Source organism: Paraburkholderia sp. J67 (assembly GCF_905220265.1).
Taxonomy (GTDB): domain Bacteria; phylum Pseudomonadota; class Gammaproteobacteria; order Burkholderiales; family Burkholderiaceae; genus Paraburkholderia.
The window spans coordinates 13,384-38,909 of the sequence record NZ_CAJMZK010000016.1 but is presented as its reverse complement, the minus strand read 5'-3'; the positions used below and the strand labels follow the sequence as shown (position 1 = coordinate 38,909).

Genomic DNA, 25,526 nt, shown 5'->3' with positions numbered 1-25,526 from the left:
TGAGTTGATGCGTGTCCCTCGCGAGGGTAGGCCGAACAGAACTGCCTGGGGCTCGTGTCTGCAGCTATCGGTTAGGCGGTAGACGGTCGCAAGCCCATTTCAGTGGCGGAGAATCACTCGCCTAACTGGCCGGTCCATGCAGCTACAGGTCAGGCTGTGCGAGGCGGTTCGCTGTTCGGTGGACTGCTTGCCGATGCAGCTGTCGCAAGCTTATGCGGTCCGGGAGCCCCGGTATGTGCGTTCGCACTGGTGCTGCTCTGAAGTATGGCTGGTTCTATGGCGGCGGAGCAAGCTAACGACCTGTATCAAGAAGAGCTTGAGGAATTTATGAAATGGCAGATACGGTAAGCGAGGAGGTGCGTCAGGAGTGCTGGTGTACCATGGCGCTCATGTATGTCGACAACGTTGTCGACTACCGCTACGTAGCCGAGCAACTCGTCCGGCATTGCTCCAGCATGTCAATGGACATGCTCAAAGAGGCCCTGTTTGATGAAGTTGCACCGGCCTTGAGTGGTGCGGTGATGACACCTGCGCCAGAGGTATGGTTGATGTGGGACCCAGATGAAGTTGTCGAGTTGGTAAGCCGTATGTTGGCTCGCAGAAGCGCATCGCTTATTTATCGCATCGGCAATAATTTCTGGCGCTCGCAGTGCAAAAGTCTGGCGCGTGACTTTTGGCGCTCTCTCGAACCCGAACTATTGGCCGTGCAGGCTACCGGTCTGGTCGATTGAACGGAGGCGGGAAATGCGTAGAAAGATGATTGTAGAGGGCGAAAAAATACGAAGGATGGTGTGGTGGTGACAGGCGACGCGACGATGATGAGCGGCAGAAAACCGCTCGCCTACGTGGGTGCAGAGGTGAGTTGCCCCGCCTGTAACTCGACTGGCAAAATTGCAAACTTGATGCCCTACATGCCGATGACGTTTTGCAGTGGCAAGCAGGTCGCGCTGGAAAATGACGTGTGCCTGTGCAAATGCGGCCCGCCTCCAAAGCTCATAGCATCGCAGTCCGACATGGTTATGACGTTGGAGTCCGATGCGCTCGCAAGAATGGGGTATTCCACTAGCCGAGAGAAGCTTCCGCACGACCAGCAACCCACGTACATCGAATTCAACGTGACGGACCAGGGGCGGCTTTACGGTATGCGCTGCGTTGCCCACTTCGACGACGTGTCGACCGCCAGTGGCTACTTTGACCACGAGAACACTGTTCGCTTTGGCAATCCGTCAGGCTCCGCATGCAAGCTTATGAGCTTTGAGTCCCAAGACGCTGTCAAAACGACATTCGCCGAAGGCTTCCTGAGAAGCTTGGCGGCGTACGACAATTGCTTTGTAGCACTTGCAAAGTGCCGTGAATGTTAGATATCCGTTGCGCTTTGGCGCTGCGAACCGGGTCTGTTCGCAGCCGAATTCCAAGTTCAGTGTGTGGAGGTTCAGGTTGCGTTCGCCACGTTTGTGCACCGCTTCGCGCCGGGCGTAATAGTGATGTGTTTTGCCATTGCGGAGGACTGACCACATACGTCAGTGATGCGAAGGTGCGAAAAATCGAAAACGAAGGATTTACCCTTTTTTGTGACCGTTATTTCCCCCGCAGGGGTTATGTATGACTGCAGACTCGGAGAATCGGTCTCTTTCCCATGCGCGGAGTCGACCAAACATGTCGTTGAATTGTCGCCGCCGGGCGTCGCGGCGGCGTAGGTCCACTCAGTCAGTCTATCTCCGTCGAGGGTGACGTCAAGACTATGTTCCACTGTATTCTTGACCACTTCGCAAGAGTAATCTTTGGGCTCGGCATGTGCGGCAGCGGAGCAGAGGCTCGCGAACAGCAAAAAAGCTGAAGTTGTATTTTTCATGGCTTGCGTGCTCATTTCAACATTGCTTCGATTCTCTCCATCAGGAGCCCTTGCACCACCAACCGGACTTCAGGTCGCATTCGCAACGTTCGTGCAGTGCTTTGAACCGGGGGTAATAGTGATGTGCTTTGCCATGGCGGAGGACTGCCCGCATACGTCGGTTATGCGCGTTTTGGAAAAGTCGAAGACGAAAGACTTACCCTTTTTCGTTACGGTGACGTTGCCCGCGTCGGTCACGTAGGTCTGTACGCCAGCTGAGGCACTCGTTTCCTTACCGTCCGTGGAGTCGAGAGAGCAGGTCAGCGAGGAATCGCCTGCTGGCGTGGCGGCGAAGTAGCTCCAGTCTGTCAACTTGTCCCCGTCGACACTGACATCAAGGCTGTGGTGTACCGTGTTTTTTACCGCGGAACACCGAAATTTAGATGGCTCTGCATGCGCGCAGGCGCAGATATTCAGCAGGACCGCGGCGGCCGCGACAGCACGTTTCACATTGCTCTTTCTCATGTCTATAGGGTGGAAGTAGTCACGTTTGCATTTTGCCCTCGAAAGGCTGAGACGCCAAATCAGCGTGCCTGTTCGATTCATTGGTACGACAGCACAAGCGGTTGAGGCAGTCGGTCGGTAGTTTCCTAAAGATACGATTGCGATTGCCGTTATTTCGATAGGCTCTAATGGGATGTAACGCCGCCGCGGCGAGCTCAAAAAAATGAGCTGGTGGCTTGCTAGGCGCAGGTTACGCGAGCACAACTATCAAGCACAGAGGAGCAGTATGAGTTCGTTTGAAGGTTTATATCGTTCTATCTCTTTGATTTGCTGGCCAGTTGTCAAAGGCACACGCGTGGTTGCAGGCGGCGAGAAAGGCCGTGCGATTATGGAGGGACTGGTGCCTCATTGGCGCTGGCTCGGTAGCATAGTGTCTTCGGTGCAAAAACTTCTCACCCTGTTGACGTTCCTGTACTTGATGTTCGTGCTGATACTGACGCTGTCATTCTTTGCGTTCATCCGCGACGGCGCACACATCTCGCGACTCATTTCAATCTGGATTGTCCTATACGCTGCGTCGTTTTCTCTTGAGTTGGTTGCAAGCGTCACAAGATATTGCGAATCGCCAGACGGTCAAGCGCTAGGCGCCGGGTATAAAGCTGAACGAAAAGTGAAAGGCTTCGTCTCGAAAATCGCGAGAGCTACAAAGGGGCGGGACTTCCACAACCTTCTCGTTGTCGTGAACAAAGGCACATCGTCGGAGTTCTCGATGGAGATGGACCATGTACTGATAACTGAGCGAAACGTCTTTATGCTCGAGACCAAGTACAAGAGTGGAACCGTGTTTGTAAATGCAGACGCCCCGGTATGGAGAGTTCAAAGCCGCCACGGCGAGTCCAGTATGCGAAACGCATTGCTGCAAGTGAAGAACACGTGCAAGCAGTTCGAACGGTTTGTGGCTCCTGGTGTTGCGCCCATTCCCATTGTCGTTATCACGTCCGACAATGAGGTGACCATAGATGGTGGCATCTCGAACGTGGTCACGCCGGAGAATTTGCCCGCAGTGATAGCCGCGTTTGACCGTAAATTCAGCACGCGTACCCTCGATTCAGCAGCCCTTTGCAATGCGTTACTGTCGAAGGTCGATGGCTCTGCGGAAGCTCGACGCCGTCACAAAGAGCGCGCCAATTCTGCTAAAACACGTGCGCAAGATGAGTCCATCACCGGGCGTGCGTCAATCTAGAGTGCGGGTGCACCGATTGGCTCGCCCGAATGCGTTATCAATTGGCAATGGGCGAGGGGCGGTTTGGGACGAGGTCAAGGCGTGCTTCGTGCCAACGCCTATCTGGTTGACGGACGAGGAGGCCCGAGGGGATTGGTACGCCTACGAGATGTGCGTGTATCGGCTCGACCATACGAAGCGTGACCGGATGCATGCCGCAGGACCCGGTGTTGACCCGCCGGCGCCCGACCTGCCGTGGCGCCGCGAGCGCCGCATGCGTACAGAACGGCGGCGCTACGGGTTGCCGCCGTTCTTCACCCCACTAGACGCGGAGCTACGACATATCTGGAAGCAGCACCCAGAGCAAGACGTCCGGCGTCTCGCGCTCGAAGTTCAGTGCGGCCGCTACGCAATATCGGAGTTGGAGGCAATGGCCGCTGAGGGCTACTGGTACTTGCAGAAAGAGCACGCGACGGTTGCAGACGCGCGCAGGTCGTTGGGCAGGCTGCGGCGGCGCTTGATGGAGGAGTTGCAGAGAATCGGGCCAATCACGTGGCAGAAGCGCAGGTGACACCCCAGCTGACCCACTGTTCGGGCTGCGCTCATCAGTTGGGTACGCAGCCCTTCTCGAACTAAAGCCGGCGCTCTCCTGCGCCGACTAGGCGATGCGCAGCGTCGAGCTGACGCACTTGTTATACCGGCTGGATATTCGCAGCTTGCTTGCCCTTCGGACCCTGTTTCACCTCAAAGGTGACTTTCTGGCCTTCCTGGAGCGACTTGAATCCCTTCCCTTGCACTTCGGAGAAGTGAGCGAAGAGGTCCTCGCCACCGTCATCTGGAGTGATGAAGCCAAAGCCTTTTGCGTCATTGAACCACTTCACGGTACCTGTTGCCATTTTCTGCATGCTCCTGGAGACTGAGGCGGTTGGCCAAGCTATCGCCAACCCTAAAGATGCTGCATAGCGGAATCTAGCGAATCCAGGCCTCGGAAGCAATCGTCAAGACTCACACGCGACCAAGTTATGCCCGCGTATCGCCTCGGTATGCAGGGCGAGAACAGCGCCCCCGTTCGTGATGCAAAGGGCGCAAGCTACTAGTAGTAGCGTAACGGTCAGTCAGGCTCATTCTTCGTGAAGTGACGAAGCGTTATAGGCCTTTGCTGCATCTTGGCGAGCGGCGTGATATTCGAGCACTGATGTCTTCGTCAAAAAACAATTGTTCCCCGTTTTATGGTGAAGCTTCAATTGCCCTCGTTCCACCAGTTTCATCACGTGTGGTCGAGAGACGAAGAGTAGTGTCGCTGCTTCAGCGATGGACATGAATTCACCAGCAACTCGCTGCCAGTCGGTATATCGGCTCAGAACTTCAACGAGTATTGCCTCCACGCCGTTGGTGACCTCCCGTTGAACCTCGGCGGGCAGACTGGCTCCCAAACCCTTGAATAATTCTTCCATCCGCTCATGTGCGAGTGCCAATGCATCGGCAACTGATGGCGTCGCAATTTTTCCTTCATTCGGCATGATGCTCACCCGCGGGAAGTAGGGGGTCAGTCCAAGACCATTGTTAATTCAATATTAACCCACCACGCATAAAGTGGCCATCCAGTGCTTTTTCGGCCCATTGCGTTTCGTGCATACTCCGTTTTATCTGCGATTCTTCAGTTGACGACATTCATTGCGCATACGGCAGCATGTCGTCATTTGTCTGAAAAGATAAAAATGTATAGATTCAAGATGATTCTATTTAAGTTTGCCTGATAAAAAGTTTGAGAATATTAAAGGGGAGAGGGCGATGAAGAGACCAGTTAACGCATCTCAGAAAGCTACGCGTGCACGATTCGGTCGTCGCGCGCTGGTGGCCGCAGCAGCAGCGATAGTATTGTCAGCGGCGCAAGCAGATGAGACTGTTGTAAAAGACCCGCACTACGGTCCCTACGTTCAGCAAATTGCGTCCGTGGGGGCTTGGAAGGTCGGTAAAGGTTATGTGTCTCTTGACCCCGCTGACACGACGCGCTTGATGGAGAAGATGCAGAACCCAGGGGTAGAAGACACCTGGTTATACGCACCCGATGGGATGGAGCGGTGGTTCTCGGTCATCAGCTACGACAACACGGGGCACGTCAAAGACGATGAGAAAATCGACCCTTCAGCAATCCTTGAAGAACTGAAGAAGAGCGGAGAATTATCGAACGAAGAACGCCGCAAGCGTGGTTGGCCGGAGCTGCATCTAATAGGTTGGCAGATTGAACCTCACTACGAGCCTGACACGAGGCGGCTTTCGTGGGCGACCCTCAACGAAAGCAATGGCGAGAAAGTTGTCAACTACACCACGAAAGTCCTGTCGAGAACGGGAGTGGCAACGGTAATTCTGGTGACAGACCCGGACAAGCTCGACCAGTCAGTTGCTGAATTGAAGGCCCAGCTCGATGGATTTGCCTTCAATCCGGACCAGCAATACGCAGAGTTTCGTGATGGCGACAAAATTGCTGAGTATGGGCTGACGGGATTGATTGTCGGTGGCGCCGCTGCTGCTGCAATCAAGACCGGCGCGTGGAAATGGATTCTCGGCATTCTCGCTGCTGGATGGAAGGTCGTTGCTGCGGGCGTGGTAGCTGTGCTCGCCGGCTTGAAATCTCTTTTCAAGCGGCGCCGCGCGTGAGTACATTCCTCGGTGATTACAACCGCCTGCTCGTGATTGCAATTTGGCTCTTCTTCGCGAGTGGGCTATTGGTACTGAAGACTCCAGGAAGTGGGGTGGCGTATCTTGGGCCAGGTAAGACCCGATTGCGCTTCCCATCCTGGCGAGCAGCGTTTGGTCGGCGCCTCGCGATGGTGGTTTCGCCGATACACGTATTCTGGCCCATGGCCGAAGTAGAACTGCTGGCAGAAAGCCGTGATGGGGCCATGGCTGAACTTGCTGCGTCCGCTCAACAACTCGCCCGACCGATGCGCGGGGCACGGCCCTTTCTATTTGCGGTGACAGCCATTGTCGTTCTCGTCATCCCCGCATGGGTTATGTTGCGAGGCGCAGACATCACGTTCCTCGCTTTGGCTGCAATTGCGTACGTTCTCTATTCGCTGGGTGTAGTCGTGCTGTGGTTCGCCGCAAACCACGGAGACCGGGAGCGTCTGCGCGGGCAATGGAAGTCGCTTTTGGAGCCGTTATTTTGCTTGCCGTACGGAGGGCACCTTTGTCGAAAGCTCAGTGAACGCTATAACTTATCGGTCCCGCTCGTGGACGTCCTTCGGTCCGAAGTGGTGTTAGCTTCAGAGGATTTGCACAGTCTGCTGATGCATATCAATGACGTTGTCGACATGACGGATGACGCCGATAAGCTGCATTTCCTCGCAAATCTCAGGACACTAGTAGATGCACGCCTCGCGGGATATCTGGAATGAAAATCGCGATTCTCGTTATTGCCGCGCTCATCGGATTTTGGGTCGTAGGAGCGATAGTTGAACAGTTCCAGAAGAAGCCGGCGCCATCGACTGCATCTCGCGATACAGGGAAAGGAGCTGAATTCAATCCGCAGTCGGAGCCGGCAGATGTCGACCCAATCGAAGAAGCATGTAGTGTGCTCCAGTTGACTCGGCCGTTCACGACCGAGCAATTGCGGGCCGCCTACCGTCAACGGATGTCGCAATACCATCCAGATAAGGTCAGTAGTCTGGCACCCGAATTCCGTGAACTTGCTGAGGCTAAGTCGAAGGAAATCAACCGTGCATTCGATTTGCTCGAGCGCTTTCCTGGGCGATAAAACGCCGATGCACTCTCAAGAATCTTGCTGTGGGTTGTTTTTTCTTCCGTTATACGATGAGCATAATGTATCTGCGTCAACTTCAATTGGATAGAACATGGACGTGTGCGAAAAATCGATAACCCATTTCCGGGGGCTTTGGGAAAACTCGATGTTGCTTGCGCTTCGAGACCTGCAATGGCACAAAGCCATGGAAATGAAACACCCTGCTCCTCAAGGACTAGCAGTATTTGAAGGCAATGCAGAGTCTGCCCTCGGCGACGCAATTCTCAGCGTCGAAGACCGTCTGTTCCTTTTCGAATTCAAGAGCACAGCGGCTGAAGGAGGCACTGAGTTCGAGAAAGCGCTGGCCAGGGTGATGAAAAAAGTTGGTGAGTCGACGGATGGGACCGCCAAGTCACATTTCGAAAATGACTCGAGGGCGGGGCACCATTTTGCATTTTCCGCCTCTGAACGCAAGCAAGAGAATGAAAAATGGACACTTCCCGTCAAGGTCACGACAATCAAGACGACCCCGTACGTTACGGCTGTTCAGAGCATGGAGAATGCCTCGTACAGGTTGTCGGATTCAGGCCCGGACATTGTATCGCTGCTTTACTCGGGTGGGGCTGAATATGGTTTGTCTTTGAGCCAAATGGCTCACTACCTAGAGTATCTAGTCGAGAACTATCAGAACGCCGTTATAGAAATCGAAACTGAAGGCAAGAGTGGCGGAGGGGAGGGCAGTGAAAGTGGTGGCAAGCTGGTTTCAGTGCCATTCAAAGGGCTCTTTGCGTTGGGCAACGAAAAATTCATTTGGCCATGCGCAGACATGACGGACATCGCTCACATCTCCGCACTGCTCCAAGAGTTTCTCCAGACGAATCCAGAATTTAACAACGTGTCAGCGAAAAAATATCCAAAACTGAGTTGGAAAATTCCTGAGAAAAGTACGTCAAATAATGTGAAAATGAAATCCTAATCGCACCGACGCGCTCTTCGACGTGTTTGCGTCTTTGTCATCATGACCATCTTCAGTCAGCAGGCGCGGGTGCGCGTCAGCAAGCGATAGGCGTGAGAGTGCTGTCTTTTAATTGTGCGATGGTGCTCTTGCGCGATAGTTGCCAGTTGGCGACTAACTAACGGAACATTGCTGCATCGGGTATGCAGCACCGGCCTTAAGCAGCCTGTTGATGCTCGGGCTTGATGGCCGCTAGACGGCTACCCGCGAACGGGTCATTGCGCCAATCGACGCCGGATTGCTTACTTGCCGGCGCGACACCCGCCTGGCGAACCGAGAAGTGCTCAAGGGATTGCCCGGCGCTGGTCGCCTGAATGACCCACTGCAGGGCGGCGCCCTTGCCATCCCAGCTGTTGTCGAAGGCGTCGCGATACTTCACCGCGAGGAGGCGCTGCTGGTCCGCGGCGACTGACGCAGCAATCGCTTCCGGCGTGATTCCAAATTCGTTCATCCTGCGCTGCAGGTACGCGACAATGCTGTCGCGTTTTCTTTCATCCATCTCGCTTTGAGTTAGGGTAGGCACGCTTCCCTAAGAGCCTGAAGGGCGGCAAGTTTAGCGGGCCGGTCTTTTGCCTCTAGTAATAGCTTTGCTGCTGCAAACAAGTCGGGATTTTCGATAGCTTCTTCGTCCCATCCAAACTGCCGAAGCCGTCTATTCAGCTTGCAAGCTCCAATTGTGAAGTGTCCCTTGTCGGTCCGGTCAAAGTAGAAACCACGGTAGACTACAATGTGCTCGTCGTAGCGGTCGAAATGAGGGTGAACGATTAGGAAGCTCTTTGATGCTCGAGGATACCGTTGTCGTCCACGTGATTTCGCTACCGTATCAGGTACCTCTACGGTAACCTCCTGATTCCGTTTTATGAAATTGCAGTCGGCGCATATAACACACAAGTTTTTGGGTTCGAACATGAATCGCAAATGCAGCGACTTCGGTGCGATATGTTCGACTTGACAGTTCTCGGCCGAGTAGAGTGACACGGGTTCTCTACAAAACGCGCAAATCCCTCTTTGCTGTTTCCGATAGTGTGCTCGAACGTAGCTGCGCAGCGGCTCAAGGTCGGCATGGCTCCAGTCGCCATGAGAATATCCAGGGACACTCATCCGCGTCTCTATGAGTGCTTGATGCTCCTCCCTGAAGATGACGGGCTCAGTAATATCACTCATAGCGAATTCGGAGGTCTTGCAAGGCAAGGATGAGGTCACGCACAGGGTCATCCAAGTTCAGTAAATCAATCTTTTCTTCGAGAGATTTGAGTGTGACGAGTGATTCGGAGTCAAAGGCTCGGTTCTTGGAGACGGATGAAAAGAGGCTTAGCGCAGTGCGACTGAGATACTCGTTACGATAGCCTGGTGCCCCAAACACTTCGGCAAGCTGATAGTCGATGGACCTGCGCGAATAGCGTGCTGCAGTAGTCGCGACGCGTGTCTCCATCGACATCACGTGGCAATTATCGCTCGGCAACTGAGCAACGATTTGAGGTGAATGAGTTGCAATCAAAAAATGACAATCCTTGACATGGCGAAATGTACTGTGCAAGAGATGAATGTATTTTTCTTGCCATTCAGGATGCAAACATAGCTCTGGCTCGTCGATGCACACGGCAGACTTGTCTCGAATCTGGCTGGCGATGCCGAGCAAGCTCAATACCACAGACTGTTCCCCAGAGCTTGCATCATTAATTTTGATATTTTCTGAACTTCCATGTTTCTGAAAAGTTACATCTTTTAGGCGCAAAAATCCAGAATCGAGATAAGTGAGTATCTCTGGTCCCTCATTCAATTCGACTGCAGATTGAATAAGCAAGTCGCCAGGTTCTATGGTTATGTGAGCTGTTCGAAGCTGAGCGTTGCGAGGGAGTTTCACGAGTTTTTCCGCTATCTTTCTAATGAAAGAAGACTGGAATCCCAACATTCTCCTTATAGCATTGGCACTTTCGCTCCCAAAAATTGTTGGTGTGCCGGTCAACCTAGCGTGCAAGACTTCATGTGGGTTGCTGTGCGAGGCAAGGTCCTTCAGCAACGAGAGGGGGAGCGTTTGAAGCACAATTGTAATCTTAGGCTTGTAACCAAGATACCCGAGCACATCCGCAATAGCGTGCGTTCGCTCTCGGTGTTTCACCGCCGATTCGACCAGAGTTGCAACTGTCTTCGAAAGATAGGCGTAGCTGAGATTCGTGCTGGAAAGACCGCGAATTCCGAGATAGTTGTACTCTTCGGTAACAGATGAACGCCGTGGTAGCGGAAATCTGTCGAAGGGGCTGCTGGAGACGCAGATAACCTTTTCGAAGTCGATGAGCGTATTAATGCTGGACGTCAAATCAAACCTATCACGGTCGCCGACTACGAACGTATCTCTATCACTTTGTCGCAAAAGATACTGAACAATGCTTCTCAGTAATCGGCTCTTTCCCGTTCCATTCTTGCCAACAATGACAGTGAATGTGTTCTCACCTTTCGGGCGACGAGGACGTGAGGCAACTAACTTGTAGTGCCCCAATGAGCATTGGTAATCGAGAATCACAGGTTGTCCAACTTATCAGATTTCGGGTCTATTTGCAGGTGATGCAAAAATAACTTAAGCAAAGCTTTATGGAAGGCTTCTGCGGGGTAGTGAATGCACTATCCCGCGTCCATTCAAGAAAGTTCGCGTTATAAATCACTCGTATCGACGTCGATTTCGAGGTCTTGTTCGATGATGGTCGCGATGGGCGTGTAGATATCAGCATCGATGTCTTCGCTCACACGAAGCGAGATGAGTAGGGCGTATCGCGCTGTCTCGTCCCATTGGTGCAGTTCCTTCCAGTCCTTCCACCAGCCGCCTACCGGGAACACAGCAATCTGAGCTTTTGCAGCAAGCTGAGCGGCGGTACCTGACCATGTGTCTGAATGCAGTGAGCCACGCGTGCGTAACTGGGCGCCGTAACGCCACTGGTCCTTGTCGGGGTCGCCATAGTCTGCATCCTCATCTTCATCCCGCTCAAGCTTATTGATTCGGCGCATGAAATGGTCTTCCTCCTCAGAGGCACCTCTCACGGCGAAGCGCAATGCGTAGGACTGATAGCGGAATTTGCTCTGCCAGCCGCGGGAGCTTGGGTTGGGTTCGACGAAGTATGAAAGCGTTACCCGCATTTCAACCCGGGCACCGCCCAAGCGTTCAAGCTCGTCGGCGGGCCAGGGAAGGTCATGGAGTTGCATGTCACCGAGAACGATGCCGCCAGCGTCGCTTTTCCGGTACGGCTTGAATTCGCGCTCTACAACGAGCGTCGGGCGATGAGCAGTGGAATATTCGGACTGGGCGTGCATCACCATGCCGTAGCCGTAAGTCCGCAAGAGTTCTTCTTTCTCTTTCTTGCGCGCGGGCTCGGGCAGTGTCGCGTACATTGCGTCGGTATATTCGGCGCCGTGCACAATCAAAGCCCGAATCGTTTCCGGCCAGTAGGAGGGGTAGCGGGCCTGCAGGTGCGCACAAATGCGCGCTGCTTCGGCCGCAGCGCCGCTGGTGTCACCAGAGGCCGCGAGGAGTTCGCCGGTGGGGTCATTCGAGGTGGTAAGCACGCGAAGTGACTCGGGCCCCACAGTGGGAAAGGCACCATCGTCGAGAGAGCCGTTGCCACCCTCCGCGACCACGTCGGGTTTAAACGGCCACTGCGACTTTGCCCATAGAATTGATGTGGTAGACGCTGGGGAAAGCTGACCCGATTCCGCAATCGGTTCAAGACTCCGGTGCTTGCGCCTGTCGATATGAGTAAGGTTGGTTGCAGCGCCAACGGTGAGCGCATTCCACGATTGTCCAGGGTTCTGGACCGGACTCTGGAAATTCTTTCGGGGATATTCTGTCCACTCTGTCCACTGTACGTTGCCTGCCGACAGCACGAACAGTCGAGGAATCCATGGTGTGTCATCCGCTTCGTCAATGGACGTGACATCGATTGGCGGCTTTCCGAAGGCCAGTTGGTCAATTGAGGCTGACCATTCTGATGGATTTCCTTCCAGATGGCCAACTGACGTCGTCATCATTGCGAACAGCCGGTTCCGCTCAGGGTTGTCGACTTCTACCCGACTTACGGCTTCGCTTGTGACAGAGCCCCAAAGGTGCGGCGGAGTGCTCCCCTGCGGCGGGAGAATCTTTACTGATTCGAGCCGGTGGGGAATCTCAATTTCATTTTCTGAGTTCAGCGCGGTAGTGAGGTCACCGAAGAGCGCAATCCCGGCCATTTCGCTACCGTGGCCATCGTGGTCGTGCTCGCCCCAGCCCGGGTCATATGTGTGTGCGTCATCGACATGCAGAGAGGGTTCAAGAAGGGGATGCCCCAGATTTACGCCGGTATCCAATATGCATACGTGAGGCTCGTCTCCAACGACGTATGTAGTCCGGTCGAGCAGTTCATTGACCCATTCCGCCCTCTCTGCCGGCGTGAGGTCGCTGAGGTAAAACTCTGCATTCGGCTCTACAAGCCTAATTTCAGCAACGAGGTCCAGCAATTCAGCTGTCAGCTCAAGCTTCTCGCGCGTGCCGTACGCCGCTACTACAACGCGCCCGGGGAATCTCACATATCCAGGTTCGACCTCGATGTCGACCTGCTTTGCGTGCGCTGTGAACTCTTCAACCAGTTCGTTGATTTGACCGGATGTATGGCGCAGCCAAATTTGAAACCAGCGTGGTCGATTGTCTTCTGGTGGCTTCGCCGTATCGCTCCACAATTCCGAGAACGCAGCGCGGCGAATGTTCTCAATCGCGTTCACAAGGGAAGCATGTTTGGGTCCCGTTCCTTGTGGATTGTTTTCGCGCATGTACTCCGTGACGCGCTTCACAAAAGCCGCTAATTTGCCGTCGGGAACGTAAAGCACCGCGACATCATGGGCTGGATGTTCGTGAACCGCGGCTAATTCAATACCTTCGCGTTTCCACTCGACCTTTGTGTAGTCGTACGCACCGCGAGGCTTGAATTCCAACGCTATGGTCATCCCCCTTCGCTCTGGGAGGCCCAATTCGCGTCGTGCTTGTTCCAGGTCAACGATGCTGTCCGTCAGCGCTTTTAGCTGGCCAAGAAGCCGGCGCGCATGTGCTCCCCGGTCTCTTTGTGGTGCCTTCTCGCGATGAACAGTCAGTGGTGAACGAAATTCGGTCGTTGTCACGTGCCCGTTGATAGACAGGTGACCTTTCAGTTCGTCTGCCATGCTCTCAAGTTCTGCGTTTAGTTTTATTAGCTTGAGAGTCTACAGCAGTTTTTACCGTAATTTACGACCTTAAATCTCGTCCTTGGGTACGTTCTTCCAGATGGCGGGCTACGCTATTGTGGCTGACCACTTTCTCGCCTTCCATAATCGCGTCTTTCAGAGAGTCTAGGCAGGCCTTGACAATATCGGCGTGGGACTCGCCTCGGGCAATTTTGGCAAGGGCTGTAAAGTTGATTTCCGACGTAACAAAAGTGCCGAGGCTGTTTTTCAGCAACGCTTCAATCTGAATCTCATCAGGTGCGTCGTACTTGATGACGTCGTCGAACCGGCGGAACAACGCCGTATCCAAATCCTTTCCGTGATTGGTTGCCGCAATCAGCAGACTGTCGGACGTGTCCTGCTCAATGAGCTGTAGGAACATGTTCAGCGTACGGCGCATTTCTGCGACGTCATGCTGGCTGCCGCGCTGCAAGCCTAACGAGTCAAACTCGTCGAAGAAATAAACGCCGCGCGTGGTTTTCAGCGCTTCAAACACGAGGCGCAGCTTAGACGCGCTCTCACCCATAAACTTCGTAATCAGGCTGTCAAACCGCGCAGTGAACAGCGGCAGGCGAAGCTCGCCAGCAAGTGCCGCGGCCGTCATGGTCTTGCCCGTTCCGGGCGGCCCCACAAGAAGAAGCTTTCTCCGCGGGCTCAATCCGTGAAGACGCAACTGCTCGTGGTGTCGTTGCTCGCGCAGGACACGGTCGAGTTTTTGCCGCACAGCATCAGATAGCACCATGTGTTGCAGGTGCTCCTCTGGATACTGCACGGTGAGCAGCTCGGACAGTTCGCCTTTCGGCTGGGCAAGAGGGATGGGGCGAGCAGAAGCCTTGCTTCGTGCCCCGATTTTAAGAGCAGGCTTGCCAGCTTTCGCCGCGTCGACAAGGTCGCGCAACTCAGCCGCCAATTTGGTGTGCCCTCGATGCGCCTCATCCGCTGCCATCTGCATAGCCACCGCGAAGAAATGCTCGTGGTTATCACCAGCATAGGCGCGCAGTAGTGCTTTTAGTTGGTCTGAACGGGCCATTTGAACCTCAAAAGTCTTAAAGCGAAGTATAGACTTCGAGCCGCCGTAAAGTTGCTACTATGGCAACTTTGTTGCGACTAACGCATTTTTTGACATATGTTTCCACCTCGAACTCAGGGCGAGCTTCTCCGCTGGGCCCGCGGAACCAATACGCAAGCAGACTTCGCTAAGGCCACGGGTGTCAGCAAATCAACACTTTCGCGGTACGAGAACGAAAAACTGGGCGCGCCGGTTTCGCTCATCAATTACTGCCTGGCTAGGCTTGCCGAGACACTTAGCGACCCCGGCAGCGCCGAAGTCGGCATCGAAGGGGCGCTCGATAACGCGAGGCGGACAGTGACGCTCCTCGAGGGCTTGGCGCGACGATGAACGAATGCTGTATATATATACAGTATTTGAGGGATATCAACCAGGTTTCTGCAAAAGTACGGCGGACGCGGGAGGGGAGGAGCGAGGAATTTTAGGGTGCGATTAGACGAAAAATGGGGCGCGATTTAAGGCTGGTAGGAGGGTGCGCGAGGGGGCGCGCGAGAGGCGAAATCGGAGGGAAAAATCACAACAAATTCCGAGCTCTGAGGCGCGCGAGGGGCAGATTGAATAGTTTCACTTAAGCCTTACTGAGCTTGGTTGAGCGGGAGGTTACAAAGCCTTAAGTGAAACTTCCGCGGGGGCGTTTAAGTGAAACTATTCGAAGTTGCTACGCCGGCGATTATTGCGAAATCCGCAACTGGAATTCGCCGACTTCGGCATATATCCGGATGAAGGGCTTGCCTAAAATTCAGTCAACGCCACACATGCGCATCGCGATGCTGCATGGCTGGCGATTCCAACAATTCCGGAGGTCACCATCATGAAGTCGCTCGTTCAAGCCGTTGTCATCGCCACCGTTTGCGCCGCGCCGCTGGCCGCTTTCGCCCAGTCCGACCAGGGTCTCACGCGTGACCAGGTGCGTGCCCAACTCGTCGAATTCCAGCAATCGAGTCGTAACCAGAACGTCAGCGCAGCAGGCGCAGGCGCGGCCGTCACTCAGGGTGACAGCGCCTACGGCGGCGTGAGCAGCACGTCGGCGGCTGGCGCCGGCTTCGTGTCCGAAGCCGCCCGCAAGGGTCCGCAGTCGGTGTACTTCGGCGGTCAATAAGCACCCTGCAGGCTCCAGGGCGGGCGTCGAACGCCCGTCCTCGCACCACCAAGGCCCGCGATCCCTGATCGCGGGCCTTGGTGTTTTCCGCGTCAGGACAACTCCGCGTCGGGCACGTCGAGCACGAGATCCGTGCGCGCGACGGCCACGCAGGTCAGCACGTACCCTTCTGCTTTTTCTTCGCGCGAGAGGCCTGGCCATTCGATTGTGAAGCGGGTTTCACCGCTCACGACGCGGCACAGACAGGTGCGGCAGGTGCCGTTACGGCATAGCCGCGGCAGGCGGATGCCGGCGAATGCGGCGGCTTCGAGCAGCGTGAGTTCGGGCGGCGCCTCGAAGCTGCGGCCGAGCGGTTCCACGCGCACGATGGGCACGCTGGAGCCCGCGTCTTCGGGGAGATGATCGGGTGCGTCGGTTGTCATGTGCGCGTGGCGCTTCGCGTTGTTGCGCGCGCATGGGCCAGCCGCCTGGTGAAGAGGCAGTGGCAGCGCAACGGATTATGGGCAAACGGCATGGGCGGCAAGGTCAGTGAAGCGTCGCCGCGAAGCTTAACCTGGCGACGCTCGCGCCGTGCCGTTCATCGCCGCCGCAGATGCCGATACACCGTATTGCGCGCGAGGCCCAGCTCGCGGGCGGCCGCCGAAACATTGCCGCCGTGGCGCGTGAGCGTGTCGTCGATCAGACGCGCCTGCCAGTCGGCGAGGCGCGCGGGCGAAGTGTCTTGCGCGAGCGACGTTGCAGCGGCGGCGAGTTCCGGCGTCGCGTCGATGTCGCCCTCGACGTCGGCATTCTCGCAGTCCTGCATCAGATCCTCGGGCAGATGCGCCAGTTCGATGGCATCTTCGCCTTCGGCCATGATTGCCGCGGTGCGCAATACGTTGGCCAACTGACGCAGATTGCCGGGCCAGCGGCAACGCATGAAGCAGGCGCGCACCGCGGGAGCGATGCGCATGGGCGCGTCCGGAATCTCGCGCCGCACCAGCGCCAGCACGCGCTCGACGAGCGCATCCAGGTCGGTGCGCGCGGCCAGCGGCGGCAGCGTCACGGCGAGCCCGTTGATGCGGTAATAGAGGTCTTCGCGGAACGTGCCTTCGGCGATCATCGCGCGCAGATCGCGGTGCGTCGCACACACGATACGCAAATCGACCGGCACGGCGCGCGCGCCGCCAAGCGGCATCACCGCGCGTTCCTGTAGCACGCGCATGAGTCTGACCTGCTGCGCGAGCGGCATATCGCCGATCTCGTCGAGAAAGAGCGTGCCGCCGTGCGCCTGCTGAATCTTGCCGGGGCTGCCGCGCCGCTTGGCGCCCGTGAACGCGCCGTCTTCATAACCGAACAATTCGGCTTCGATCAGGGAGTCGGGCAGCGCTGCGCAGTTGAGTGCGATGAAGGGTGCATCGCGGCGCGGCGAATCCTGGTGCAGCGCGCGCGCGAGCCATTCCTTGCCGGTGCCGGTGCGGCCCAGCACGAGCACGGGGATGTCGCGCCCACGCACACGCGCGACGCGCTCCAGCACGGCGCTCACGCGCGCGTCGCCGGTGTCGAGATCGGCGAGCGTCGGCTGCCAGTTGGCCGACGCGCTCTCGCGCGGGCTTTTGCGCTCGCTGCGTTCCGTTGCCTTTGGCGCTGACGCAGGTGCGGGCCACGCCGCCTGCGCACCCGTCACGACCGCGCCTGGCGTGGCGCGCGCGACCACGCGCACGCCGCTCGGCAGCGTGAGGGTGAACGGCGAGCCGGGATTCGCCTGTGCCTGCATGAGCCGTTGCATGAAGGCCGCGAACGGCACGCCGAACAGCGCATCGAAACCGCGCTGCTGCAAGGTCGCGAGCGGCGCGCCGAACTGGAACAGCGCGCTGCGGTTCGCGCACAGCAGCGTGCCATCGGGTGCGAACGCCGCGAGTCCTTCGTAGAGCGTACCGATAAACTCCGCGCGCGCGTGAAATTGCAGGCGCACGGCATCGGCGAATTCGGTGTTGAACAGATGGTTCTCGATCATCTGCGCGGACATGCGCACGAGCGCGAGCGTGTGCTTGTGAAAGCCGTGCGATTCGCCGCTCACGTCGAGCGCGCCGAGTGGGCGGCCCCACGGATCGGCGATCGGCGCGCACGAGCAGGTGAGGATGTGATTGGCGCGCAGGAAGTGTTCGCCAGCGTGGATGGTGGTGGGCTGCCCCTCGACGAGCGCGGTGCCGATCGCATTGGTGCCGCGGTCGCGCTCGGCCCACGAAACGCCGGGACGCAGCGCCACGCGGCGCGCCTTCTCGACGAAATCGGTGTCGCCCAGGCTGTGCAGGATCACGCCGTTGCGGTCGGTGAGGAGGACCATGCTTTCGGTATCGACGATCTGCGCGTGCAGCGCGTCCATCACCGGCCGCGCCTGATGGTAGAGCGTGCGGTTCGCGTCGATCAGCTCGCGCAGGTCGGTGGCCGCGAGTGCGTCGAATTCGGGCGTCGCCGAGGCGCGCAGGCCGAGAGCGCGCGAACGGGCATGCGCCTGCGCGATGGCGTCCGCACGGGCCGCGTCGGGTGCCTTGACGGTGACGGAAGGGCGTCGGGTCACACGTGTCTCCGGTTCGGGCCGGCTGGCGCAGATTCGCGCGCCGGCTGCTCGTATCTGCTTGCAGGCGTGCGGTTTGCCGCTGCGTTGCAGCATGGCGAACTCGCGACTCGTCCCTCGCAGGTGTCGGATCATGGTACAGGAAGCCAGGCGCGCGCTGCATTCGGGCAACTGCGGGGCAAGTACGTGGCAAGCGTGGGCCTCGCATCGAACAAGTACGCCTTGCCTTTCCAGGCGCGAGTGCCAGGATGGAGTCAGGCGCGCACGGCATGTGCGCGCTGGCGGCGGCGCAGGCAGCACGGGGTTTTCAGGGCCGTCGCGGCTCCCTGGTGGAGTGCATCATGGTTCATGGCGAATTGAGGATCCTCGTGGCGGCGATCGCCGTCTTTGCCGCGCTGGCGGGTCTCGCGCTAGCGATCCACGGCTTGCTCTTCGATGAGCAGAACTATGTGGACTATGGCCTTGCGATCGTGGCGGGCGGTATCGCGTCATTCGTCTTGATGCTGACTGTCCATCCTAAGGACGTCGAAATCGAACATCACCAGCATCGCGAATCCTGAGTCCACTTGCGTCAGCGGCGCGTTCGATCGTCGCTGCACTGCGTCATGCTTTTGCAGGCGATGACACCCATGCAGCCGCCTCGACTGCGCGTGTGCGCGCAACGGCTGCTTCAACAGACGCTGAAAAAGAGGGACGCGAAGATCATTTCGCCCGTGTGACAAACTCGCCCTTGCCAGCCGCGCGAAGTGTCCTAAAGTGAATCCAATCGACCGCTGCAACGTATTCGCGAAGCGAGACGTGCGGCGGTCGGTGTTTTGAACCGCGCGCATGCCGAAGGAGGTGCATCGAAAGGCGCGGCCCGTTCACCCCTCTACCCAAAGGCCACTCCCATGCAGATCCTGTTTCCGAACGAAGTCCCTGAATACTCAGGGCGCGAACTGACCTTGGCGTTCCCGGCGATGATCGATGGAGAGAGGGTGGAGTGTACGATCACAGCGGCTGCGCTAGAGGACCATTTCGGTGCGGCGTCGCCGCGCGCCGAAGACATGCTCGACGCCTTCGATCATCATCGCGAGCGCATCGAGGCGGTTGCGCGCCGCCTGCTATTCGAGACGCGCGCGCAGTGCCTCACGCTGCGCAGCGGCTATGTGCGCTTCGTGCAGGCGCACGGCGTGGCGTCCTGAGCCTGTCTGTCGCTTTCTTCGCGTGAATTGACCTGCGATTCCCCGCAACGCGCAATGCGCTGCGGGGCGGTTTCATTGGATGCGCGGCATGTGATTCGCGCGCGATCCAGACTCAGATCATGCGCCGCAGCGTGTTGTCGCGGAAGATCAGATGGTGTGCGATGGCCGCGAGCGCATGAATGCCGATCACCCAATAGAACGCATTGCCGATCAATTCGTGCACGTCCTTGAGGACCTTGCGCGCGAGCGGGTCGGCGTCCGCGATCACGATTTGCAGATCGAGTCCCGCGAGCGTGACGGGATGCCCGCCCGTATTGATCATCAGGATGCCGAGCAGCGGCTGCACGAAAATAAACACATAGAGCGCGAGATGGACGAGCCGCGAGAGGAAGGTGAGCACGCGATTCGAATCGATCTCATGCGGCGCGCCTTGCCAGAGACGCCAGATCAAACGCAACACAGCCAGCGCGAGCACCAGCGTTCCGGCCCAGAAGTGCACGTTGCTCCAGAACGCGCGGCTGTCGGTTCCTTTCGGCCCGCGTACTTCGATCGCCAGATACGCGAGCGCAACGAGCAGAAAGATCGCCCAGTGAAAAAAGATGGCAGGCTTCGAATAGCGTTCTGAAGCGGCGGGGAATGTGGCCACTGGGCGGCTCCTTGGCTCGGAATTGTTGTGCGTGTTCGTATGATAGGGAGCGCGTGCGACATTGTGCGTGCGCGTGAGCGGAATCTTGACCTCGCTCGCGCAGCACCCACGATTCAGTAAAAAAAACGGGCGACCCGCAGGTCGCCCGTTCGCTTTTGCATCGGATCGCAATTCGTTGCGCGAGGCTTAGCCGCCGCCCAGATAGAAGTAGCGGAACAGGAACACGGCCGCGATGATCCAGACGATCAGGCGCACCTGGCGCACGCGGCCCGTCAGCAGCTTCAGGCCTGCGTACGAGATGAAGCCGAACGCCACGCCGTTGGCGATCGAGTACGTGAAGGGCATCGCCAGCGCGGTGAGCGCGGCGGGCACGACTTCGGTGGCGTCGTCCCAGGGCAGATCGGCGAGTTCGCGCAGCATCAGGCACGAGACGTACAGCAGCGCCGGCGCGGTCGCGTAGGCGGGCACCACGCCCGCGAGCGGCGCGATGAACAGGCACGCGAGGAACAGCACGGCAACCGTCAGCGCGGTCATGCCGGTGCGGCCGCCCGCCTGCACGCCCGAGGCGCTTTCGATATACGCCGTGGTCGACGAGGTGCCGAGCACCGAGCCCGCGAGAATCGCGGTGCTGTCGGCCAGCAGGGCGCGGTTCAGGCGGTGCATCTTGCCGTGCACGAGCAGGCCCGCACGGTTCGCGACGCCCATCAGCGTGCCCGTCGCGTCGAACAGTTCGACGAGGAAGAACACCAGCACGACGTTCAGAATGCCGCCCGAGAGCGCGCCCTTGATGTCGAGTTGGCCGAAGGTCGGCGCGATCGACGGCGGGGCGGCGAAGATGCCGTGGAACTGGTTGCCGCCGAAGAAGAACGACAGGACGGTGACGGCCACGATGCCGATCAGGATCGCGCCGCGCACCTTCAGCACGTCGAGCGTGACGATCGCGAAGAAGCCGATGATCGCGAGGATCGTGTGCGGATCGTGCAGATTGCCGAGTTCGACGAGCGTGGCCGGGCTACCGACGATCACGCCCGAGGTCTTGAGCGAGATGATCGCGAGGAACAGGCCGATACCTGACGTGATCGCCACCCGCAACGAATGCGGAATGCCGTTGATGATGGCCTCGCGCACGCGCAGCAGCGTGACGACGAAGAACAGGCAGCCCGAGATGAAGACCGCGCCAAGCGCTGCCTGCCACGTGAAGCCCATGCCCTTGACCACGGCGTACGCGAAGTACGCGTTCAGGCCCATGCCGGGCGCGAGCGCGATCGGGTAGTTCGCGTAGAGGCCCATGATGATCGAGGCCAGTGCGGCGACGAGACAGGTGGCGACGAAGACGGATTCCTTCGGCATGCCGGCATCGCCGAGAATCGACGGATTCACGAAGATGATGTAGGCCATCGTCAGGAAGGTCGTGAAACCGGCGAGGACTTCGGTGCGCAGGTTGGTACCTGCTTCCTCGAAGCCGAAATAGCGTTTGATGGCGTCCATGAAGATCGGGCCCTTGAGAGTCGAGCGGGTTGATTTGTTGTTGATATCGGCGTCGGAGGGCGGGCGACGGAAGGCGTCGCGGATGCCGGTTCACGCCGCTACGGGCGGGATTGTAAACAATTGTCCGGCAAGCGCAGAAATGCCGGGGTGAGCGCGTGGAAGGGCCGCAACAGTAGATGATGTAAGAAAAGTAAGGTGGGCTATCCACAGAGGCTTTAGCAAACTTGGTTTTGGATCAAATTAGTGAGCGATGGCTCCGCGGATTTTTGCATGTAACGTGTATCGTTACATGATACATTTCGCTTCGAGGTTTAACTTACGTTCGGGTTGGGGGCGTAAATATGAGCACTCTCTATGATCAAGAGCTTTCGCCACAAAGGAATCGAGCGGTTCTTCGAAACAGGATCGACATCGGGTATTCAAAGTGCCCACAAGGGGCGATTGGAGCGACAGTTGACGGCGCTGAACCGGGCGACGAATCCGGGCGATATGGGGCAACCAGGATGGAGTCTGCATCCGTTGAAGGGGGATGAGGCCGGCATCTGGTCGGTGCAAGTGAGCGGCAACTGGCGGTTGACGTTCGCGTTTGAGGGCGAAGACGCAATCCTCGTCGATTATCGGGACTACCATTGAGGGGTCCCACTGTGTTTCGCAGGCTTCTTCCTAATGACGAAAGCTATGTCCAGGATGTTCAATCCGCCGCATCCCGCGGCGATTCTTCGGGAAGATGTACTCCCCGCCCTGAACCTGACGGTGACGGAAGCGGCGGAGCAACTGGGTGTTTCGCGCGTCCAGTTGTCCCGTATTCTCAACGAACGGGCGAGTATCTCGCCTGAGATGGCGCTACGCATCGAGCAGTGGCTGGGTGTAGAACGCGGAGGTCGTGCCGACCTTTGGCTGGGCATGCAGATGGATTACGACCTGTGGCAAGCGCGACAGCACGGCCCGAAGAAGGTAAAGCGCGCGCCCGCAGAAGTGGCGGCGGCTTGACGTAGCAAGTGCCCTTGCGACACGCCAGGGGCCTATCTAATCAGCAAGTGAAAAAGTCGCAAAGCGGGGCAAGCGGTCTGGTTTAGTGCGCAGACCGTTGCCTCCGCTTCCTGCGGAGATGGCGCGCGAGAGCGCGCCCCGGCTACTGCATCGGCTGCGGCATGCCGCCCGCGGCGTGGGCCGCGCGTCGCGCTGCGACGATCGCGCCGGCGCGCTGGGCGTTTTCGGGGTAGTCGATCCAGTCGAGCGGATCGTAGCCCGCCGCGCGCCATTCGGCGAGATCGGCGCGTACCTGGGCGCGCGTCATCGGGGCCGAGGGATCGTACGGCTGCGCCACTGCCGAGACCGATGCCACGCAGCAAGTCGCTGCGAACAGGCCAAGCGCGATACGTGAAAGGGAAGTCATGACATGACCTTTCGTATTAGGGATAACCCTTAAAAGTATAGACGCTATCTCGATAACTAAAAGGTAAGGTTTGATTTATTACGCATGAGGCGTTTTCGTCGCCGCGCCGCGCTTACGGGTGCGTCAATGCCGATTCAGCGCACCTTCGCCGCCGCCCGCTCGCGCATCTGGCGATACTCGGTTGGCCGCAGTCCCGTCCACTTACGGAACGCGCGATGGAACGCGCTAGGCTCCGCGAACCCGACGGCCGCCGCCACATCGGCAACCGAACGCTGCGTGTCCTGTAGGGCCGCCACGGCCAGATCGCGACGCAGTTCGTCCTTGATCGACTGACAGCTATGGCCCTCCTGATGCAGGCGCCGGCGCAGCGTCGCGGGCGCGACGTTCAGGCTCTGCGCGAGGGCATCGGCGTCTGGCCACGCGTGCGCGGGCAGTGGGCGCAACACGCGCCGCACGCGCGCCGCGAACGAGCCGGGGTTGCGATACTTCACGACGAAATTCCCCGGCGCGTTACGCAGAAAAGTACGCGCCGAGCTAGCCGTCTGAATCACGGGCAGATCCAGAAACGCAGGCGCGAGGTCGAACCACGAATCGTCCTGAGCGAAGGCGAGATCGTCGCAAATCATCAAGTGGTAGTCCTGCGCAGCGGCCGGCGCGGCGCAGCGAAAGCGCGCCCCGATCACCGGAATGCGACGCCCCACGAGCCAGCTCAGCAGCCCGTAGACGAGGATGAACCAGGTTGCGTAGGCGAACATCGTCGGCGTTGGCTTGCCTGCGCGATGATGCAGCGCAACGCGCACGCGCGTGGCGTCGATGTCGATCTCGCCCGCCATGTCGTCGAGCACGAGCCGCATGAAGTGCACCGCGCGCTGCAAGGCCTGGCGGCCCGTGCGTGCGCCAAGCGCCGCGTGCGTCATGGCGACGAAGCTGCCGCTCTTCATTGCGTGCGAGTCCTGGCCGAAGAACTCGTCGTCGAGCGCGCGGGCGATGCCCGCCCAGAGCGCGCCGTATTGCGCGGCGCTCACGCGCGCCTGGGCGTCGAGGGCGATGCCCGCAGCCTCCACGATCGGCGTGACGTCGAGGCCCCGCGCATGCGCGAGCGCAATCGTCTCGTGCACGAGACTCATGGCAATCGTGCCTTTTTCGCTCACCTTGCTGGTTTTCCCTGGCTGCACGGATCGGCCTCTGTAGCGCTTGTCGAAGCCACTATGGTAAATCCGCTCAGCGCTTTTGAGCGTGGCGGGCATCGAATGCAGGCGCGCTCATGCCTACACTTTTCAGGCGCTTTTCATGAGCCTTGCGGTGACGGCCGCGCCGCGCGACAGTGGAAGTCGGGTCGCGCTTCGAACGTCGCAGCGCCGCGAGCGCGCAGTCAGACAGCAAGCCGACAGCCAGGGCAGTCAGGAGGGAGACAGAGATGGACGAGTTCTACACCGACGATCAGCGCATGATCCGCGACGCCGCGCGCGACTTCGCGACTGAGCGCCTCGCGCCCAACGCGGCGCAATGGGACCGCGAGGGCAAACTGCCCGACGAGGTCGTCGCGCAGCTGGGCGAATTGGGTTTTCTCGGCATGATCGTGCCGCAGGAGCAGGGCGGCTCCTATACCGATTACGTGGCCTATGCGCTCGCGATGGAAGAGATCGCCGCGGGCTGCGCCTCGTGCGCGACGCTCGTGAGCGTGCATAACTCGGTGGGCTGCGGCCCGATTCTCCAGTACGGCACCGATGCGCAGAAGGACCGCTGGCTCGCGAAGCTCGCGAGCGGCGAGATGATCGGCGCGTTCTGCCTGACTGAACCGCAGGCGGGCTCCGAGGCCAACAATCTGCGCACCCGCGCCGAACTGCGCGACGGCAAGTGGGTGCTCAACGGCAACAAGCAGTTCGTGACCAACGGCTCGCGCGCGAGTCTCGCGATCGTGTTCGCCGTGACCGATGCCGATGCAGGCAAGCGCGGCCTCTCGGCCTTCGTGGTGCCGACCGACACGCCGGGCTTCAACGTCGGGCCGCCCGAAAAGAAGATGGGGATTCGCGCCTCGGACACCTGTCCTATCTCGCTGGTCGATTGCGCGATTCCCGAGGCGAATCTGCTCGGCCAGCGCGGCGAAGGCCTCAAGATCGCGCTCTCGAATCTGGAGGGCGGGCGCATCGGCATCGCCGCGCAGGCGCTGGGTATCGCGCGCGCGGCTTTCGATGCGGCGCGTACCTATGCGCATGAGCGCGTGCAATTCGGCGAGGCGATCATCGGCCATCAGAGCGTGGCGAACATGCTGGCGGATATGCACACGTGCATCAATGCCGCGCGCCATCTGGTGCATCACGCGGCGCGCTTGCGCTCGCTCGGCAAGCCCTGTCTTTCTGAGGCGTCGCAGGCCAAGCTCTATGCCTCGGAAATGGCCGAGGAAGTGTGCTCGCACGCCATCCAGATTCACGGCGGCTACGGTTTCCTCAACGACTATCCGGTCGAGCGGCATTACCGCGACGCGCGTATTACGCAGATTTACGAAGGCACGAGCGAAGTGCAGCGGATGGTGATTGCGCGGCAGCTTTGAAGTGA

General features: G+C 58.4%; 27 protein-coding genes and 1 pseudogene. 14 read left to right on the top strand and 14 right to left on the bottom strand.

Annotated elements, in window-relative coordinates; translation table 11 throughout:
* Positions 1 to 332: 332 nt before the first annotated feature.
* The gene (locus tag U5782_RS25300) at positions 333 to 731 is read left to right on the top strand and encodes a hypothetical protein (RefSeq protein WP_322046632.1); all 399 of its coding nucleotides are present in this window, start codon (positions 333 to 335) and stop codon (positions 729 to 731) included.
* 48 nt (positions 732 to 779) lie between these two features.
* Positions 780 to 1,361 (top strand): annotated as a pseudogene (locus U5782_RS25295) (PAAR domain-containing protein); the annotation flags it as partial.
* A 71-nt stretch (positions 1,362 to 1,432) separates the two neighbouring features.
* Here the strand turns inward: U5782_RS25295 and U5782_RS25290 are convergent.
* Both U5782_RS25290 and U5782_RS25285 read right to left on the bottom strand, forming a co-directional pair.
* Positions 1,433 to 1,867 (bottom strand): hypothetical protein, encoded by a 435-nt coding sequence (locus U5782_RS25290; protein WP_322046630.1) that lies wholly within the window; start codon positions 1,865 to 1,867, stop codon positions 1,433 to 1,435.
* A 54-nt stretch (positions 1,868 to 1,921) separates the two neighbouring features.
* Positions 1,922 to 2,356: a hypothetical protein gene (locus U5782_RS25285; protein WP_322046629.1), complete on the bottom strand. Its 435-nt coding sequence runs from the start codon at positions 2,354 to 2,356 to the stop codon at positions 1,922 to 1,924.
* A gap of 265 nt (positions 2,357 to 2,621) precedes the next feature.
* Between U5782_RS25285 and U5782_RS25280 the strand changes: the two genes are divergently transcribed.
* The gene (locus U5782_RS25280; protein WP_322046628.1) at positions 2,622 to 3,578 is read left to right on the top strand and encodes a nuclease-related domain-containing protein; all 957 of its coding nucleotides are present in this window, start codon (positions 2,622 to 2,624) and stop codon (positions 3,576 to 3,578) included.
* Positions 3,579 to 4,249: 671 nt separating this feature from the next.
* On the opposite strand, the gene U5782_RS25275 is transcribed toward U5782_RS25280, so the two are convergent.
* Positions 4,250 to 4,453, bottom strand: a complete 204-nt coding sequence (locus U5782_RS25275; protein WP_322046627.1) for a cold-shock protein — start codon at positions 4,451 to 4,453, stop codon at positions 4,250 to 4,252.
* A 225-nt stretch (positions 4,454 to 4,678) separates the two neighbouring features.
* Positions 4,679 to 5,077: a helix-turn-helix domain-containing protein gene (locus U5782_RS25270; RefSeq protein ID WP_322046626.1), complete on the bottom strand. Its 399-nt coding sequence runs from the start codon at positions 5,075 to 5,077 to the stop codon at positions 4,679 to 4,681.
* 271 nt (positions 5,078 to 5,348) lie between these two features.
* Here U5782_RS25270 and U5782_RS25265 point away from each other — a divergent pair, with 271 nt between their 5' ends.
* The 4 genes from U5782_RS25265 (at position 5,349) to U5782_RS25250 (ending at position 8,275) form a co-directional block, all read left to right on the top strand.
* The gene (locus U5782_RS25265; protein ID WP_322046625.1) at positions 5,349 to 6,215 is read left to right on the top strand and encodes a DUF2167 domain-containing protein; all 867 of its coding nucleotides are present in this window, start codon (positions 5,349 to 5,351) and stop codon (positions 6,213 to 6,215) included.
* Complete coding sequence (locus tag U5782_RS25260; RefSeq protein WP_322046624.1) at positions 6,212 to 6,955, top strand: hypothetical protein; 744 nt, start codon at positions 6,212 to 6,214, stop codon at positions 6,953 to 6,955. Before U5782_RS25265 ends, U5782_RS25260 begins: the two co-directional genes overlap by 4 nt.
* Positions 6,952 to 7,314 carry a J domain-containing protein gene (locus tag U5782_RS25255; protein WP_322046623.1) on the top strand — a complete coding sequence of 121 codons (363 nt, stop codon included), beginning with the start codon at positions 6,952 to 6,954 and terminating at the stop codon, positions 7,312 to 7,314. The genes U5782_RS25260 and U5782_RS25255 overlap by 4 nt, the downstream gene beginning before the upstream one ends.
* A gap of 97 nt (positions 7,315 to 7,411) precedes the next feature.
* Positions 7,412 to 8,275 (top strand): hypothetical protein, encoded by an 864-nt coding sequence (locus tag U5782_RS25250; RefSeq protein WP_322046622.1) that lies wholly within the window; start codon positions 7,412 to 7,414, stop codon positions 8,273 to 8,275.
* Between the two features lie 196 nt (positions 8,276 to 8,471).
* On the opposite strand, the gene U5782_RS25245 is transcribed toward U5782_RS25250, so the two are convergent.
* The 4 genes from U5782_RS25245 to U5782_RS25230 all read right to left on the bottom strand — a co-directional run bounded on the left by U5782_RS25245 (position 8,472) and on the right by U5782_RS25230 (position 14,561).
* Positions 8,472 to 8,813, bottom strand: coding sequence for an H-NS family nucleoid-associated regulatory protein (locus U5782_RS25245; protein WP_322046621.1), 342 nt, complete (start codon positions 8,811 to 8,813; stop codon positions 8,472 to 8,474).
* 657 nt (positions 8,814 to 9,470) lie between these two features.
* Positions 9,471 to 10,835, bottom strand: coding sequence for an ATP-binding protein (locus tag U5782_RS25240; protein WP_322046620.1), 1,365 nt, complete (start codon positions 10,833 to 10,835; stop codon positions 9,471 to 9,473).
* A gap of 128 nt (positions 10,836 to 10,963) precedes the next feature.
* Positions 10,964 to 13,492 carry a S8 family peptidase gene (locus U5782_RS25235; RefSeq protein ID WP_322046619.1) on the bottom strand — a complete coding sequence of 843 codons (2,529 nt, stop codon included), beginning with the start codon at positions 13,490 to 13,492 and terminating at the stop codon, positions 10,964 to 10,966.
* 61 nt (positions 13,493 to 13,553) lie between these two features.
* A complete protein-coding gene (locus U5782_RS25230) occupies positions 13,554 to 14,561 on the bottom strand; it encodes an AAA family ATPase (RefSeq protein ID WP_322046618.1) in 1,008 nt (335 codons plus the stop codon).
* A 96-nt stretch (positions 14,562 to 14,657) separates the two neighbouring features.
* Between U5782_RS25230 and U5782_RS25225 the strand changes: the two genes are divergently transcribed.
* Together U5782_RS25225 and U5782_RS25220 are read left to right on the top strand one after the other, a co-directional pair.
* Positions 14,658 to 14,930, top strand: coding sequence for a helix-turn-helix transcriptional regulator (locus U5782_RS25225; protein ID WP_322046617.1), 273 nt, complete (start codon positions 14,658 to 14,660; stop codon positions 14,928 to 14,930).
* A 481-nt stretch (positions 14,931 to 15,411) separates the two neighbouring features.
* Complete coding sequence (locus tag U5782_RS25220; RefSeq protein WP_322046616.1) at positions 15,412 to 15,699, top strand: DUF4148 domain-containing protein; 288 nt, start codon at positions 15,412 to 15,414, stop codon at positions 15,697 to 15,699.
* Between the two features lie 92 nt (positions 15,700 to 15,791).
* Here U5782_RS25220 and U5782_RS25215 read toward each other — a convergent pair whose 3' ends face one another.
* Both U5782_RS25215 and U5782_RS25210 read right to left on the bottom strand, forming a co-directional pair.
* A complete protein-coding gene (locus U5782_RS25215) occupies positions 15,792 to 16,121 on the bottom strand; it encodes a 2Fe-2S iron-sulfur cluster-binding protein (RefSeq protein WP_322046615.1) in 330 nt (109 codons plus the stop codon).
* Between the two features lie 155 nt (positions 16,122 to 16,276).
* Entirely contained in the window at positions 16,277 to 18,259 is a 1,983-nt protein-coding gene (locus U5782_RS25210) for a sigma-54-dependent Fis family transcriptional regulator (protein WP_322046614.1), read from the bottom strand.
* 266 nt (positions 18,260 to 18,525) lie between these two features.
* Between U5782_RS25210 and U5782_RS25205 the strand changes: the two genes are divergently transcribed.
* Complete coding sequence (locus tag U5782_RS25205; protein WP_415914406.1) at positions 18,526 to 18,816, top strand: DUF2964 family protein; 291 nt, start codon at positions 18,526 to 18,528, stop codon at positions 18,814 to 18,816.
* Between the two features lie 330 nt (positions 18,817 to 19,146).
* Positions 19,147 to 19,440, top strand: a complete 294-nt coding sequence (locus U5782_RS25200) for a DUF1488 domain-containing protein (protein WP_322046613.1) — start codon at positions 19,147 to 19,149, stop codon at positions 19,438 to 19,440.
* A gap of 112 nt (positions 19,441 to 19,552) precedes the next feature.
* On the opposite strand, the gene U5782_RS25195 is transcribed toward U5782_RS25200, so the two are convergent.
* Positions 19,553 to 20,086: a cytochrome b gene (locus U5782_RS25195; RefSeq protein ID WP_322046612.1), complete on the bottom strand. Its 534-nt coding sequence runs from the start codon at positions 20,084 to 20,086 to the stop codon at positions 19,553 to 19,555.
* Between the two features lie 186 nt (positions 20,087 to 20,272).
* Positions 20,273 to 21,574: an NCS2 family permease gene (locus U5782_RS25190; RefSeq protein WP_322046611.1), complete on the bottom strand. Its 1,302-nt coding sequence runs from the start codon at positions 21,572 to 21,574 to the stop codon at positions 20,273 to 20,275.
* 354 nt (positions 21,575 to 21,928) lie between these two features.
* Between U5782_RS25190 and U5782_RS25185 the strand changes: the two genes are divergently transcribed.
* Positions 21,929 to 22,207, top strand: a complete 279-nt coding sequence (locus tag U5782_RS25185) for a type II toxin-antitoxin system RelE/ParE family toxin (RefSeq protein ID WP_322046610.1) — start codon at positions 21,929 to 21,931, stop codon at positions 22,205 to 22,207.
* A 45-nt stretch (positions 22,208 to 22,252) separates the two neighbouring features.
* Complete coding sequence (locus U5782_RS25180; protein WP_322046609.1) at positions 22,253 to 22,564, top strand: HigA family addiction module antitoxin; 312 nt, start codon at positions 22,253 to 22,255, stop codon at positions 22,562 to 22,564.
* A 142-nt stretch (positions 22,565 to 22,706) separates the two neighbouring features.
* Here the strand turns inward: U5782_RS25180 and U5782_RS25175 are convergent, their stop codons facing one another.
* Together U5782_RS25175 and U5782_RS25170 are read right to left on the bottom strand one after the other, a co-directional pair.
* The gene (locus U5782_RS25175) at positions 22,707 to 22,970 is read right to left on the bottom strand and encodes a DUF4148 domain-containing protein (RefSeq protein ID WP_322046608.1); all 264 of its coding nucleotides are present in this window, start codon (positions 22,968 to 22,970) and stop codon (positions 22,707 to 22,709) included.
* A gap of 134 nt (positions 22,971 to 23,104) precedes the next feature.
* On the bottom strand, positions 23,105 to 24,097 hold the full coding sequence (locus tag U5782_RS25170) for an AraC family transcriptional regulator (RefSeq protein ID WP_322046751.1): 993 nt from the start codon (positions 24,095 to 24,097) through the stop codon (positions 23,105 to 23,107).
* Positions 24,098 to 24,387: 290 nt separating this feature from the next.
* Here U5782_RS25170 and U5782_RS25165 point away from each other — a divergent pair, with 290 nt between their 5' ends.
* Positions 24,388 to 25,521, top strand: a complete 1,134-nt coding sequence (locus U5782_RS25165; RefSeq protein WP_322046607.1) for an acyl-CoA dehydrogenase family protein — start codon at positions 24,388 to 24,390, stop codon at positions 25,519 to 25,521.
* Positions 25,522 to 25,526 lie beyond the last annotated feature (5 nt).

Bases quoted from the DNA above. Each gene is read 5' to 3' on its own strand.
- U5782_RS25300 (WP_322046632.1), top strand. From the start codon at position 333: ATGGCAGATACGGTAAGCGAGGAGGTGCGTCAGGAGTGCTGGTGTACC.
- U5782_RS25290 (WP_322046630.1), bottom strand. From the start codon at position 1,867: ATGAGCACGCAAGCCATGAAAAATACAACTTCAGCTTTTTTGCTGTTC.
- U5782_RS25285 (WP_322046629.1), bottom strand. From the start codon at position 2,356: ATGAGAAAGAGCAATGTGAAACGTGCTGTCGCGGCCGCCGCGGTCCTG.
- U5782_RS25280 (WP_322046628.1), top strand. From the start codon at position 2,622: ATGAGTTCGTTTGAAGGTTTATATCGTTCTATCTCTTTGATTTGCTGG.
- U5782_RS25275 (WP_322046627.1), bottom strand. From the start codon at position 4,453: ATGGCAACAGGTACCGTGAAGTGGTTCAATGACGCAAAAGGCTTTGGC.
- U5782_RS25270 (WP_322046626.1), bottom strand. From the start codon at position 5,077: ATGCCGAATGAAGGAAAAATTGCGACGCCATCAGTTGCCGATGCATTG.
- U5782_RS25265 (WP_322046625.1), top strand. From the start codon at position 5,349: ATGAAGAGACCAGTTAACGCATCTCAGAAAGCTACGCGTGCACGATTC.
- U5782_RS25255 (WP_322046623.1), top strand. From the start codon at position 6,952: ATGAAAATCGCGATTCTCGTTATTGCCGCGCTCATCGGATTTTGGGTC.
- U5782_RS25250 (WP_322046622.1), top strand. From the start codon at position 7,412: ATGGACGTGTGCGAAAAATCGATAACCCATTTCCGGGGGCTTTGGGAA.
- U5782_RS25245 (WP_322046621.1), bottom strand. From the start codon at position 8,813: ATGGATGAAAGAAAACGCGACAGCATTGTCGCGTACCTGCAGCGCAGG.
- U5782_RS25235 (WP_322046619.1), bottom strand. From the start codon at position 13,492: ATGGCAGACGAACTGAAAGGTCACCTGTCTATCAACGGGCACGTGACA.
- U5782_RS25230 (WP_322046618.1), bottom strand. From the start codon at position 14,561: ATGGCCCGTTCAGACCAACTAAAAGCACTACTGCGCGCCTATGCTGGT.
- U5782_RS25225 (WP_322046617.1), top strand. From the start codon at position 14,658: ATGTTTCCACCTCGAACTCAGGGCGAGCTTCTCCGCTGGGCCCGCGGA.
- U5782_RS25220 (WP_322046616.1), top strand. From the start codon at position 15,412: ATGAAGTCGCTCGTTCAAGCCGTTGTCATCGCCACCGTTTGCGCCGCG.
- U5782_RS25215 (WP_322046615.1), bottom strand. From the start codon at position 16,121: ATGACAACCGACGCACCCGATCATCTCCCCGAAGACGCGGGCTCCAGC.
- U5782_RS25205 (WP_415914406.1), top strand. From the start codon at position 18,526: ATGTGCGCGCTGGCGGCGGCGCAGGCAGCACGGGGTTTTCAGGGCCGT.
- U5782_RS25200 (WP_322046613.1), top strand. From the start codon at position 19,147: ATGCAGATCCTGTTTCCGAACGAAGTCCCTGAATACTCAGGGCGCGAA.
- U5782_RS25190 (WP_322046611.1), bottom strand. From the start codon at position 21,574: ATGGACGCCATCAAACGCTATTTCGGCTTCGAGGAAGCAGGTACCAAC.
- U5782_RS25185 (WP_322046610.1), top strand. From the start codon at position 21,929: ATGATCAAGAGCTTTCGCCACAAAGGAATCGAGCGGTTCTTCGAAACA.
- U5782_RS25180 (WP_322046609.1), top strand. From the start codon at position 22,253: ATGTCCAGGATGTTCAATCCGCCGCATCCCGCGGCGATTCTTCGGGAA.
- U5782_RS25175 (WP_322046608.1), bottom strand. From the start codon at position 22,970: ATGACTTCCCTTTCACGTATCGCGCTTGGCCTGTTCGCAGCGACTTGC.
- U5782_RS25170 (WP_322046751.1), bottom strand. From the start codon at position 24,097: ATGAGTCTCGTGCACGAGACGATTGCGCTCGCGCATGCGCGGGGCCTC.
- U5782_RS25165 (WP_322046607.1), top strand. From the start codon at position 24,388: ATGGACGAGTTCTACACCGACGATCAGCGCATGATCCGCGACGCCGCG.